Genomic DNA, 12,960 nt, shown 5'->3' on the forward strand with positions numbered 1-12,960 from the left:
CATGAAAGACATTTTACTTGTCGAAGACAATCAAGAATTAGCAGAATTAATCCAAGCCTTTCTACGTAAGGAAGGCTTTTCCTACTATCATGCATTATCCTCTGAAAAGGCCTTTGTTTGGTTGAAATCACATCATCCTCAAGTGATTGTTTTAGATATTATGTTGCCTGGTCAAGATGGATATGCATTATGTCAATCTGTACGTCAAACAAGTGATGTTCCAATTTTGATGATGAGTGCGAAATCAGCGAAATCAGATAAATTAATGGGCTTTGAATTAGGGGCAGATGATTATATGGAAAAACCAATTGATCCAGATATTTTATGTGCAAAAATACGTGCTATCCTTTCAAGACATGCAAAAGAGAAAACAAAAGATTCCATCGTTCGTTCAGGTTCTCTTTGTATAGATGCCGCTGCGCATAAAGTTTTTCTTAAAAATAAATTGCTTGATTTAAATGTGAAAGAGTATGAGTTATTGATGTTGTTTATAGAAAATACTGGAAAGACATTGCATAAAGATTATCTTTTTAACCAAATATGGGGTATGCATAGTGAGAGTGAGAATCAAACTTTGACAGTGCATATCAAAATGTTACGTTCTAAAATTGAAGAAGATTCACGTCATCCCAAGCGTATTCAAACGGTTTGGGGTATAGGGTATCGTTATGAAGAAGTATAATCGTATCATTCTTTGTTCAATTTTGCTTTATCTTTTGGTTGCTGCTGGTTTAGCGAGCTTTCTTTTTCATGCTGAAAACCAAAAGGATCATTCTTATCGTGTAGAGGCAAATCGTATTTTGACAAAACTAGAAAATGATGAATCAATTGATAAGATAAATCTTGCAGAATACGAGACAATTTGGAAACTTGATTTTTTAAGTAAAGAAGTTCATAATCAGGAAACTATCAAAAGTTTTTTTCAAGAAGACAATACCAATAACATTTACATCCAACCTTTTTATATCAATAACGATTTAAAGGGATATATCAAGTTTATCTATCAAATACCAGGTTTTAATGTGCAAAATATATTTGTGCTTTCAGAGATATGTTTATTGGTTTTAGAAATCTTTATTATGATTATTTTGATATATATGAAGAAAAAAGTCGTTGAGCCATTTCAACGTTTAAGTGAATTACCAGTTCAACTTGCTAAAGGGCATTTAAAAGGTCCTGTCAAAGAAGAAAAGAGCCGATATCTAGGAAAATTTATGTGGGGAATGGGACAGTTAAAAGATTCGCTTGACACTTCTCGACAAAGACAGATTGAACTTATGAAAGAACAAAAGACAATGTTATTATCACTTTCTCATGATATTAAGACTCCTTTGAATCTTATAAAACTTTACAGTAAAGCATTGGAAGAAGATATTTATACTCAGGAACAAGATAAAAGAAACGCTATGCATCAAATAGGTGAAAAGAGTCATGAAATAGAAAAATACGTTGAAGAAATTATTCAATCTTCTCGAGAAGACATTCTTGATTTACCTGTTCATAATTCTGAATTTTATCTTCAAGATCTTTTATACAAAGTGATTCATGTGTATGCTGAACAATGTGCACTCAGACATATTGATTTAAAGATTGGTGATTTTGAAAATCGTCTGTTAAAAGGTGATATTGAAAGATGTCAAGAAGTCTTAGAAAATCTATTTGAAAATGCTTTTAAGTATGGTGATGGAGGTCGCATTGAAATATCTTTTTACGAAGAAGATTATTGTCAATTGATTCGCTTGTTTAGTTCTGGTTCAACCGTTACTGATAATGAATTTAATCATATTTTTGAAAGTTTCTTTAGAGGTTCAAATGCTCAAGGAATAAAAGGGAGTGGACTTGGGTTATATATTTGTAAAGAATTAATGCAAAAGATGGATGGTGCTATTTTTGCTGAAAAGTGTGAAGATGGAATGGCATTTATCATGGTTTTAAGATAGGATTTAAAATAGTTTTGTGTTGTTATAATATTCTTTTATCTGTTCTTTTTGTAACTTTATTAAGGCATTAATTTTATAACTCTCATCATATATTTCATTTAACAGATTTAACCACTTTTGACTTAGATATTTGTCAAATATTTTGTCTGTTATTTTTTTCTCCTTATAATATAACTCGCTTTTAGTATACTGAGTTTCAGAAAGAACTTGATGTCCAAATTCATCAATATCTTCTATTATAGGATAATAATTATCAACTATCCTATAATATTCTAAGGCTTTAATTGCTTTATTTATTTTGTTTTCTAAATCAGTTAAATCTATTTTTAAATTGTATATATTATTGATATATGATTTTAAAAATTCTAAGTCATTTTTACTTTTTTTTAGAATATTGTTACAGTCATATAACATTATATCTGGTGCTTTAGGAAGGCAATAGTACAACTCAGTTCTTTCAATCATATCATATTCAAGGATATCAAAATTTATATAGTCAGATATATCTAATTTTTTTTGATAAATTTCTTTTAAATTTAATATTGAATTATATAATTTTTTCATATTTTCTTTTTTCTTATTACTATAAATTTGATAAATTAAAATAATCAAACCAGTTAATAGTCCACTGGCTATACTTAAAAAAATCGACATTATAATTTGATTTTTAAGTTCTAAAAAAGCACAAATAAAAGAAAGAATAATGAGGGATATAATAATGATTAAAAAATATTTAGTAAGTAAATAGTTTTGTTTAAATTCATATAGACTTGGCGTTTTCTTGTGTTGTATGATAGTCTGATTTCTAGTTAGTCTTTTTACATTGGTGCACCCATCTTTTATATCGTTATATATGTTATTCCACTCTATTTGATACATGGCAATAATGGTTATTAATAAAGCGTTAATTAGTATTGAATTTTCTTCTGATAGAGATGCATTTGTCCAAAAAATATATACATAATAACTAAAATATAGTAAGAAATAAAGAAAATATACATAATTTTTTAAATCATTTTTATCTATCTTTTTTTCCATTGATATTGTATCTAAACTAAAAAAATATTTACTAATTTTATCACATGCTTGCACACCAGTTAAATAGTATATTGCCATAAAAAGAACAATGTTTATATATAAAACTATGTACAAATTATTATTTAATAGTACATTAAATAATGTACTATTAAATAGATTTATAGTTACTATTAAGGCCATTAAAGTATAAATGCATGCTAATACAAATATTAAAAAACCTTTCTTTAATATAATTGTAAAAACAATCGCCATCACTGTGCAAATAGCAAATAATAACTGCATCATAGGTGTATTACTATAAACTACAGTAATAAATATTAATATACAAATTATCGTAAAAAATATTTTTGATTGAATTAATTTGAGATTTAGCGAGAAAACTATTAATAGAATACCAAAATAACTTACAATTGATAAATATGAATATGTCATAAATAAAGTTTCTATTTCTTTTGGAGAATAAATTCTATTAAAAATAAATGTTCCACTAAGAAACATTATTATACCACATAAAATACAAATTATATTCTTCTTCATTTTATTATTCTGGTTGAAATAATTAGAAAATTTATCGTTCATTTTAAATTCCCTCCTAATAGATTATATCAAAATAGTTATTGAATAACATCTTCTTTTTAAAGTGTGAAATATAATAATTATAAAATTCAATATTAATTTAACTCTTTGTTTGCATGAATAGTCTCTTTTTAGTATGAAAATTCTTATTTATAAGTTTCATAGACATTTATAAATGTTAAAAATCATTTTATATAAGCTCTATTTTCCAATCTAAATATAAATTTATTATATCTAATTATTAGAAATATTATTAACTTAACAAATAATATATAAATAAAGAGCTAATTATAATTGACGGCTAATGAATATTAGCTTATAATAAAGCTAACAAGTATTAGCCTAAGGAGGGGTGTTAAATGAATGAAGAATTAACAACAAAACAAAAAATTAGAGATCAAGCTTTGAATTTATTTTCAACTAAGGGATTTGAAAGTGTCAGTGTAGCTGAAATTGCAAGTGCTGTTGGCATAAAAGCTCCATCATTATACAAACATTATGCAAGTAAACAAAAAATTTTGGAAGCCATTGTTGAAGAGATGAATAATCGTTATCATCAATATGTATCTTCAATGCAAATGGATGGGAGCCATGCTTCAAAAGATGTTCCTCTCTTTTTAAATATTGATGAAGAGCGTTTAATTGAGATGGGGAAGGGCATGTTTCTTTTCTTTTTACATGATGAATATACGAAGCAATTTCGTAAACTTTTAACGATTGAACAATTTCATAATCCTGAATTAGGAGAGATGCTTAAACAACAATATATGATTGAACCTTTACTTTATCAAGAAGTTATCTTTGGACAATTAGTTCATACCCAATTTTTTAAATCCTTAGATTCACAAATTACAGCACTCCATTTTTATGCCCCATTACGTCTTTTGATAGAGTTATGTGATGTCGAACCAACCAAAGAAGCAGAAGCACTTGTGATGTTAGAACGTCATATTCGCCAGTTTAATCAACTTTATCGATTAGAAAGCAAGTGCTAGTATGAAAGTGACAATCATTCATGGACAAAATCATAAGGAATCTTCTTACCATGCTGGACGATTTTTTATAGAACAATTAAATGATGTTGAAGATATTCATGAATTTTTCTTACCAAAAGATTTACCTGCCTTTTGCATGGGATGTTATCGTTGTATGCATGAAGGTGAAGACCATTGTCCACACTATCAATATTTAAAACCAATAACCAAAGCAATTGAATCATCAGATTTATTAATTTTTACAACACCTGTTTATTGTCTCCATGTTTCAGCATCTATGAAAGCTTTATTAGATCATTACTTTACTTGGTGGTATACTCATCGTCCTAAAGCAATCATGTATAAGAAACAAGCTATTATTATTTCATCTGGTGCAGGAGCAGGGATGAAAAGCACTATAAAAGATATCAAAACGAGTTTATCACATTGGGGAATTTCAAATATAAAAACATGTGGTTTTCGTTCTCAAGCCATTCATTGGAACGAAGTGAATGAAAAGAATAAACAAAATATTCAAAAGAAATTGATTCATATTGCCCATTCTTTAAAACAACCACATATAACAATCAAAATCAAAATAATGTTTATGATGATGCGATTTATGCAAATTAAAAAATGGTCAGCTTGTCAGAAAGATTATGATTATTGGAAAGAACAAGGATGGTTAAACCATAAACGTCCATGGAAATTATATGAATAGGATACGTGTTTTGACTTCTGGAACGTTATTTCTATTTGCTTTATATTGTTTGTTTTTCAATCCCACATTACCGTTTTCATTACCAATTGAAATTGATATCATTGCGTTTATTTATTTTGCTTTTTTTCCAATGAAAGATATGCTTTCGATAGCCAATCCATCATTATATAAAGGTAGGCAATTTAAAAAGCATTATATCCCTAATCATGAACTTCAACAGCAGGAGTTTATAGAAATGAAACGTCGCTATGATTATCGAGCTATTTCGGCTTTTGTTTTCTGGATGATATTTATGGCAGTGCCAGGTAGTTTATATTTATTAGGATATATTGATAAAATATGGATATTTGTATTTTTTGCATTGTCAAATTTTTCAGTTTTCTTTGCTATATTTGGATGGTGTCCATTTCATTCAATTTTTATCAAACCAGAGTGTTGCATGGAATGTCGTATCTATAATTGGGATTCATTTTTTCAATATAGTTTTCTTATCTTTATTCCTAATGTCATGACAGTTATACTTTTTCTCTTAGGACTTCTTTCTCTTATTGAGTGGGAAATGACATATGCTAAACATCCAGAAAGATTCTATAAAATGAGTAATGCGAATTTAACCTGTGAACATTGTGATTTGGATGCTTGTCGTCAACATAAGAAAAAAAGATTTCATAAAACACTTAAAGAAGAATATTATCAAAATAAGATATAAGTCAGTCACTCATTATATAAAAACGCATCTTTGAAATCATTTCTAAGATGCGTTTTCTTCTTTATTGATGCAGAATATTTAAAATATTATTAAAAATATTTTTACCATTCATTAAGCCATAATCCTTAATAGATATTTCAATAACTGGAATAGGTGAAACCATTTTTTCTATTTGTTTCTTTGCATATTTGACTTGAGGAGCAATTAAAATCACATCAACATCTTTTGTTTCCTCTTCGATTTCACGAACTGCCTTCGCCCAAACATTCATTTGAATACCTTGCCTTTGAGCTTCTTCCATCATCTTATTCACAAGTAAACTTGTTGACATGGCAGCACTGCAACATAATGTAATATTTAACATTCTCCTCACCTCACAATTTAGTATAACCATTATATCATATGTTATTTCATAAATTATGATTTTACTGATTGAGTAAGAAATTGATTTTATCTTTTTATCATATTTATTTTCACTTATTGAAATTTGTGAAAAAATAAAATAAATGTATTTATAATAAAGATGAAGTTCTGTATAATATTCAAGTATTTATAGGGGAGGGAAATGGATGAAGAAGGATATGACAAGTGGAAGTCCATGGAAACTTATTATTGCATTTGGAATTCCGTTAGTGATTGGAAATATTTTTCAACAGTTTTATAACATGGTAGATAGTATTATTGTTGGAAAATATGTTGGAAAGGTCGCATTGGCAGCAGTTGGGTCAACTGGATCATTGAATTTTATGATTATTGGTTTTGGGATTGGAATCTGTAGTGGATTTGGGATTCCAATAGCGCAAAGCTTTGGTGGTAAGAAAATCAAGCAAATGAAAGAGTATATTATCAATTCTTTTTATCTCTGTACGATAATTACGATTATTATGACAGTGATCACAGTTATTGCATTACCAACAATATTAACCTGGATGCAAACACCAGCAAATATTTATGATCAGGCTTATAGTTATATTGTTGTGATTTTTATAGGTTTATTTGCAACGATGATTTATAATATGTTAGCAAGTATTTTACGGGCTATTGGTGACTCGAGAACTCCACTTTATTTTTTGATTTTATCATCTGTGATTAATATTGCACTAGATTTGTTTTTTATTACTCAGTTGAATATGGGAGCAGCTGGGGCTGCTTATGCAACTGTTATTGCTCAATTTATTTCAGGTATTGCCTGCTTTGTATATATGAAAAAGAAAACAGATATCTTAACATTTGAACATGATGAAAAAAGATTTCAAAAGGCACATTGCTTCAAATTATTACAATTAGGATTACCAATGGCTCTGCAGTTTTCAATTACTGCGATTGGAAGTGTGGTTATTCAATCTGCTGTGAATACTTTAGGTTCAGATGTTGTTGCAGCAGTGACAGCAGCCATCAAGATTTCTGTGATGTTAACACAACCACTTGAAACATTAGGTTTAACCATGGCAACATATGGGGGACAAAATCTTGGTGCCAATCAGGTTGAACGTATTTTCCAGGGGTTGAAAGTCAGTTGCATTATTGGTGCTATTTACTGTGCATTTGCGTTTATCTTTGTGTATTTGACATCTGATTATTTGTCCTTATTATTTATAGATGCGAGTGAAACTGCCATTATAGCAGATATTAAACAATATCTTTTATATAATTCATCTTGTTATTATATTTTAAGTATTTTATTTATTTTAAGAAATCTATTACAAGGTTTAGGTTATAGTTTCTTGGCTATGTTTGGTGGCGTTGCTGAAATGATTGCACGTTGTATTGTTGCATTCTGTTTTGTGGGAATGTTTGGTTTTAGCGCTATCTGTTTTGCAAATCCAATGGCTTGGGTTTTTGCAGACGTTGTCTTTATTGGTGGCTGGCTATATAAACGTAAAGAATTAAAATTAATGATGAATCAAAAAAATGAATGTGTTGAAATGCATTCATAAATTGATAAAAAAGGAGGTGGCATATGAAAAAGTGTGTCATTGGAACATTAGCTCATGTTGATGCTGGGAAAACAACTTTAACAGAGAGCCTTTTGTATCTTACAGGAAGTATTCGTAAGTTAGGGAGAGTTGATCATGGAGATGCATTTTTAGATTATGATCATCAGGAAAGAGAAAGAGGAATTACAATTTTTTCTAAACAGTCTCTTTTACAATATCAGGATGTTGAGATCACTTTAATAGATACACCAGGTCATGTTGATTTTTCAGCTGAAATGGAAAGAACATTACAGGTTTTAGATTATGCAATTCTGGTTATTAGTGGATTAGATGGAGTACAGGCACATACTCAAACAATTTGGAATCTTTTAAAGACATATCATATTCCTACTTTCTTATTTATTAATAAAATGGATATTTCTCATTATCAGAAAAGTGATTTAATGAAAGAATTAAAAGAGAAATTAGATGAGCGATGTGTTGATTTGACTTCACAAAATGACTTTTATGAGGAAATAGCCTTATGTGATGAAACATTATTAGATTATTATTTAGAACATCAAAGTCTTACAGAGATAATGATTCAAGATGCTATTATACAAAGACAAGTTTTTCCTTGTTTCTTTGGTTCAGCATTAAAAATGCAAGAAGTAGATTCTTTTTTAGAATCTTTATCACTTTATACAAAAGAAAAAAATTATCCTGCTGATTTTGGTGCAAAAGTTTATAAAATTACAAGAGATGAACAAGGACAACGTTTAACCCATTTGAAAATAATGGGTGGGTCATTGCATGTCAAGACACAGTTTGGTGATGAGAAAGTTGATCAAATTAGAAAATATTCTGGTCATAAATATACTGTTGTGAATGAAGTTTATGCTGGTGACATATGTGCAGTCAAAGGTTTAAAAGCAATTCAGGCTGGAAGTGGGTTGGGATTTGAAGAACATGCTTTTCAGCCACATCTTACACCTTATATGAATTATCGGATTGTTTTGCCATCAGATTGTGATCGTTTTCAAGCCATGTCTCAGTTACGTCAATTATCTGAAGAAGATCCAGAATTGCATATGACATATCATGAAGAAACGCAAGATATGACTGTTCAATTGATGGGGGAAATTCAAATAGATGTTTTAAAGAAAATGATTGCAGAACGTTTTCATCTTGATGTTGATTTTGATCAAGGACAGATTATTTATAAAGAAACAATATTAGAAACAGTTGAAGGTGTTGGGCATTTTGAACCATTGCGTCATTATGCTGAAGTCCATCTTTTATTAGAACCTGCACCTTTAGGAAGTGGATTACAATTTTCAACCAATTGCTCTGAAAATATGCTAGATAAACATTGGCAAAGATTAATTTTGACACATCTTGAAGAGAAAGAACATATTGGTGTTTTAGCTGGTTTTCCGATTACCGATATGAAAATCACAATATTGGCTGGGAAGGCTCATCAAAAACATACCGAAGGTGGAGATTTTAGACAGGCCACTTATCGTGCTTTAAGACAGGGATTAAAATCAACTCAATGTCAACTCTTAGAACCTTATTATCAATTTTATCTTGATATTCCTGCTGAATATTTAAGTAAAGCAATCTATGATATAGAATCAATGGATGGTGAATTTATTTTGCCAGAAACAATGGATCAAAATGTTGTGATTGAAGGAAAAGCCCCAGTTGCGAAAATGCGTCATTATCAATTAGAGGTGACACATTATACCAAAGGCAAAGGGCGAATGTATTGTTCTTTGAAAGGGTATGAACCATGTCTTCATCAAGATGATGTTATTCAAAGTATCCAATATGATAGTGAAAAAGATATCAATAATCCTACTGGGTCTGTCTTTTGTTCACATGGTGCAGGCTTTTATGTCAAATGGGATGAAGTCAAAGATTATATGCATATTGATTTTCAATATTCACCAAAACTTACTCAAGAATATCAGAAAGAATCTTATGCTTCCTCACTGCATGGAGATGAAGAATTGGAGGAGATTTTCAAACGCACGTATGGTGAAATCAAACGTCGGACTTTTCATGATTTTCAACCTGCTTTAAAAGAACACGTTCCTTCAATGACCTCACAACCAAAAGCAGAGTGTATATTAGTCGATGGATATAATGTTATTCATGCATGGCCTGAATTAAAAGATCTCGCAAAAGATAACTTAGATGGCGCAAGATTTCGCTTACTCGATATGATGTGTAATTATCAGGGGTATAAAAAGTGTTTATTAATTGTTGTTTTTGATGCTTATCAAGTCAAACAGAATTTAGGATCAAGTGAACAATATCATAATATCCATGTTGTTTATACCAAAGAATCACAAACAGCCGATATGTACATAGAAAGAGTAACGCATGAAATGGCTAATCAGTATCATATAACAGTTGTGACATCTGATGCGTTAGAACAATTGATTGTCACTGGTGCAGGTGCTTATCGTATGTCATCTCGAGAACTGAAATTAGATTTAGAGAGATTGAATAAGGAGCATCACAATCATCAACAAGCAACCAGTCGCAACTATCTTTTAGAAGATATCAAAAATTTTAAAAATGATTAAATATAAAGTTTATGTAAAAACGATGTTAAGAATATGTTAAGTGTATATACTTCAAAATCAGAGTGTACTATAATATGGAAAATTTGGAGGACTCGAGATCATGAAAGATACACCTAAATATAATGAATATGGTTTAACATCACAAGAAGTTCAAGAACGAAAAGCAGCTGGTCAACAAAATGGTTTGAGTCAGCCAGCCAGTCAAAGTTATTCACAGATTATCAAAAAGAATATCTTGACACTTTTTAATCTCTTGAACTTTTTGATATTTCTTGCTTTGGTTTTTGTTAAAGCATGGTCAAATCTTATTTTTATGGCTATTATTCTTGTTAATGCAGGGATTGGGATTCTGCAGGAAATCAATGCTAAACGTTTGGTTGACAAACTTTCAATTTTAACCAAACCAACTTTACATGTCATGCGTGATGGAAAACCACAAATTGTTGATATTCAAGACATTGTTTTGGACGACTTATTGATATTGGAGAGTGGTGATCAAGTCTGTAATGATGCGATTGTTGTGACAGGAAGTATTGAAGCCAATGAATCTTTACTTACTGGTGAATCAGATCCTGTCTATAAACAACGAGATGCATCACTTTTATCTGGCAGTAGTATTATCGCCGGGAAATGTTATGCAAGAGTTGTAAAAGTTGGAAAAGAGAATTATGCAACGGCCCTGATTCAGCAGGCTCAAGTGGCCAAGAAACAAAAATCAGAACTGTTAGAGTCTATGAATAAGGTGACACGTGTGACAACTTTTATGATCATTCCTTTAGGAATTTTGCTTTTTATAGAAGCATTATGGATGCGTCATGATACAATGTTTTTATCAGTTGTCAGTACATCGGCTGGATTATTAGGGATGTTACCTAAAGGTTTGGTTTTATTAATGAGTGTTTCTTTAGCAAATGGAGTTATCCGTTTAGCCAAACGAGAAGTTCTTGTTCAAGACTTGTATTCATTAGAAACACTATCCCATATTGATGTTTTGTGCTTAGATAAAACAGGAACGATAACGGATGGACAGATGAAAGTTGAACATATGCTCACATATGGGATTGTTTGCCATTTGCCTAATAAAGAGATAATGGGTTCATACTTACATGCCTGTGATGACAACAATGTCACATTTCAAGCTATGAATGCTTATTTTAAACCCAATAACATTTTAAATCCTATCCAGAAAATTCCTTTTTCCTCATTGCGAAAATGGAGCGCTATTGAATTTGAAAGTTTTGGAACTGTTGTTGTGGGAGCAGCTGAAAAACTGATGAAAGAAGATTTACCGAGTGAAGTCAAAGATTATATTCATCAAGGAATGCGTGCAATTGCAGTTGGCTTTACAAAGGAAAATGTTGATGATAATCAGCTTTTACCAGAACTTGATATTTTAATGATTTTGATTTTATCAGATAATTTAAGAAAAAATACAAAGGAAACATTGGATTACTTTTATAAAGAGGGGATTGAAACAAAGATTATTTCTGGAGATCATGTTGAAACAGTCGCTGCCATTGCTAAAAAAGCTGGTGTCAAAAATTATGACAAATGGATTGATATGTCAATGGTTCCAGATGAACAGATTGCTGTGTCAGTTCAAGAGAATACAGTGTTTGGAAGAGTCACACCTGATCAAAAGAAACGAATTGTTGAAGAACTCCAAAAAGCTGGACATCATGTTGCGATGACAGGTGATGGAGTCAATGATTTACTGGCATTAAAGAAAGCAGATTGCTCTATTGCGCTTGCTGATGGAAGTGATGCATCTAAACAAATCTCTCAAGTGGTTTTATTGAATAATGATTTTACATGTTTACCAGATGTCCTTTTAGAAGGTCGAAAGGTTGTTAATAATGTCACACGTGTTGCAGGTGTTTTCTTTATCAAAACCATTTATACTATTTTATTATCAATAATTTGTGTTTTAACAAATACACCATTCCCTTTTATCCCATTACAAATCACCCTTATTGATTTATTCATTGAAGCAATGCCATCCTTTTTAACAATGTTTGAATCAGATACAAGCAAAATCAAAGGTTCATTTTTACCACAAGTCTTTTCAAAAGCAATTCCAAATGGAATGAGTATTATTATTTGTTTTATGCTGATTATGATCTTTTATCCAAAATTTTCATTTGATTATCAAGAAGCCATGACAATCATGTATATTGTTTTAGGCGTCATCAGTATGGTTGCAGTGATGCGTACTTGCGTTCCTTTTACAAATTTAAGAGTGATTGTTTGTACTTTTATGATTTTAGGCTTTGGCAGTGCTATTCTATTCGCAACGACATGGCTTCATTTGGTGCAAATAACACTACGTATAGGTGTTTATGCTGCTGGTGTAAGTCTGATAGGATTGATTATCGAAAGATTATTTTATTTCTATATTTATAAAAATGACAAAGCTTTACAGGAAATTCCATATATTTCTCAATAACCTAGTCTTATAGCTAGGTTTTTTGTTTTCTCAAGTGTTTAGG

10 protein-coding genes are annotated in these 12,960 nt (G+C 30.4%); 8 read left to right on the forward strand and 2 right to left on the reverse strand.

Translation table 11 applies throughout. The features are described 5' to 3' along the window. Position 1 precedes the first annotated feature (1 nt). Both BN1865_RS07405 and BN1865_RS07410 read left to right on the forward strand, forming a co-directional pair. Positions 2 to 682, forward strand: a complete 681-nt coding sequence (locus BN1865_RS07405) for a response regulator transcription factor (protein ID WP_050636605.1) — start codon at positions 2 to 4, stop codon at positions 680 to 682. Then, on the forward strand, positions 669 to 1,940 hold the full coding sequence (locus BN1865_RS07410; protein WP_050636606.1) for a HAMP domain-containing sensor histidine kinase: 1,272 nt from the start codon (positions 669 to 671) through the stop codon (positions 1,938 to 1,940). Before BN1865_RS07405 ends, BN1865_RS07410 begins: the two co-directional genes overlap by 14 nt. A gap of 3 nt (positions 1,941 to 1,943) precedes the next feature. Here BN1865_RS07410 and BN1865_RS07415 read toward each other — a convergent pair whose 3' ends face one another. Next, on the reverse strand, positions 1,944 to 3,557 hold the full coding sequence (locus BN1865_RS07415) for a hypothetical protein (RefSeq protein ID WP_050636607.1): 1,614 nt from the start codon (positions 3,555 to 3,557) through the stop codon (positions 1,944 to 1,946). Between the two features lie 356 nt (positions 3,558 to 3,913). On the opposite strand from BN1865_RS07415, the gene BN1865_RS07420 reads away from it, so the two are divergent. Genes BN1865_RS07420 through BN1865_RS07430 form a run of 3 tightly spaced genes read left to right on the forward strand, consistent with a single transcriptional unit; the run spans position 3,914 to position 5,958 of the window. Further along, on the forward strand, positions 3,914 to 4,549 hold the full coding sequence (locus BN1865_RS07420; protein WP_050636608.1) for a TetR/AcrR family transcriptional regulator: 636 nt from the start codon (positions 3,914 to 3,916) through the stop codon (positions 4,547 to 4,549). Position 4,550: 1 nt separating this feature from the next. Next, positions 4,551 to 5,249, forward strand: coding sequence for a flavodoxin family protein (locus BN1865_RS07425; RefSeq protein WP_050636609.1), 699 nt, complete (start codon positions 4,551 to 4,553; stop codon positions 5,247 to 5,249). Continuing rightward, positions 5,242 to 5,958, forward strand: coding sequence for a hypothetical protein (locus BN1865_RS07430; protein ID WP_050636610.1), 717 nt, complete (start codon positions 5,242 to 5,244; stop codon positions 5,956 to 5,958). The genes BN1865_RS07425 and BN1865_RS07430 overlap by 8 nt, the downstream gene beginning before the upstream one ends. Before the next feature lie 61 nt (positions 5,959 to 6,019). Here BN1865_RS07430 and BN1865_RS07435 read toward each other — a convergent pair whose 3' ends face one another. After that, positions 6,020 to 6,322, reverse strand: a complete 303-nt coding sequence (locus tag BN1865_RS07435; RefSeq protein ID WP_050636611.1) for a PTS sugar transporter subunit IIB — start codon at positions 6,320 to 6,322, stop codon at positions 6,020 to 6,022. Positions 6,323 to 6,527: 205 nt separating this feature from the next. Here BN1865_RS07435 and BN1865_RS07440 point away from each other — a divergent pair, with 205 nt between their 5' ends. The 3 genes from BN1865_RS07440 to BN1865_RS07450 all read left to right on the forward strand — a co-directional run bounded on the left by BN1865_RS07440 (position 6,528) and on the right by BN1865_RS07450 (position 12,917). Beyond that, positions 6,528 to 7,895 (forward strand): MATE family efflux transporter, encoded by a 1,368-nt coding sequence (locus tag BN1865_RS07440; RefSeq protein WP_050636612.1) that lies wholly within the window; start codon positions 6,528 to 6,530, stop codon positions 7,893 to 7,895. Between the two features lie 23 nt (positions 7,896 to 7,918). After that, positions 7,919 to 10,471: a translation factor GTPase family protein gene (locus tag BN1865_RS07445; RefSeq protein WP_050636613.1), complete on the forward strand. Its 2,553-nt coding sequence runs from the start codon at positions 7,919 to 7,921 to the stop codon at positions 10,469 to 10,471. A 100-nt stretch (positions 10,472 to 10,571) separates the two neighbouring features. Beyond that, positions 10,572 to 12,917 carry an HAD-IC family P-type ATPase gene (locus tag BN1865_RS07450; RefSeq protein ID WP_050636614.1) on the forward strand — a complete coding sequence of 782 codons (2,346 nt, stop codon included), beginning with the start codon at positions 10,572 to 10,574 and terminating at the stop codon, positions 12,915 to 12,917. The last annotated feature ends 43 nt before the right edge of the window (positions 12,918 to 12,960 follow it).

Source organism: Candidatus Stoquefichus sp. SB1, assembly GCF_001244545.1.
In the GTDB taxonomy this organism is placed as follows: domain Bacteria; phylum Bacillota_I; class Bacilli_A; order Erysipelotrichales; family Coprobacillaceae; genus Stoquefichus.

Coding starts and splice junctions, on each gene's coding strand:
- BN1865_RS07405 (WP_050636605.1), top strand. CDS start 2: ATGAAAGACATTTTACTTGTCGAAGACAATCAAGAATTAGCAGAATTA.
- BN1865_RS07410 (WP_050636606.1), top strand. CDS start 669: ATGAAGAAGTATAATCGTATCATTCTTTGTTCAATTTTGCTTTATCTT.
- BN1865_RS07415 (WP_050636607.1), bottom strand. CDS start 3,557: ATGAACGATAAATTTTCTAATTATTTCAACCAGAATAATAAAATGAAG.
- BN1865_RS07420 (WP_050636608.1), top strand. CDS start 3,914: ATGAATGAAGAATTAACAACAAAACAAAAAATTAGAGATCAAGCTTTG.
- BN1865_RS07425 (WP_050636609.1), top strand. CDS start 4,551: ATGAAAGTGACAATCATTCATGGACAAAATCATAAGGAATCTTCTTAC.
- BN1865_RS07430 (WP_050636610.1), top strand. CDS start 5,242: ATGAATAGGATACGTGTTTTGACTTCTGGAACGTTATTTCTATTTGCT.
- BN1865_RS07435 (WP_050636611.1), bottom strand. CDS start 6,322: ATGTTAAATATTACATTATGTTGCAGTGCTGCCATGTCAACAAGTTTA.
- BN1865_RS07440 (WP_050636612.1), top strand. CDS start 6,528: ATGAAGAAGGATATGACAAGTGGAAGTCCATGGAAACTTATTATTGCA.
- BN1865_RS07445 (WP_050636613.1), top strand. CDS start 7,919: ATGAAAAAGTGTGTCATTGGAACATTAGCTCATGTTGATGCTGGGAAA.
- BN1865_RS07450 (WP_050636614.1), top strand. CDS start 10,572: ATGAAAGATACACCTAAATATAATGAATATGGTTTAACATCACAAGAA.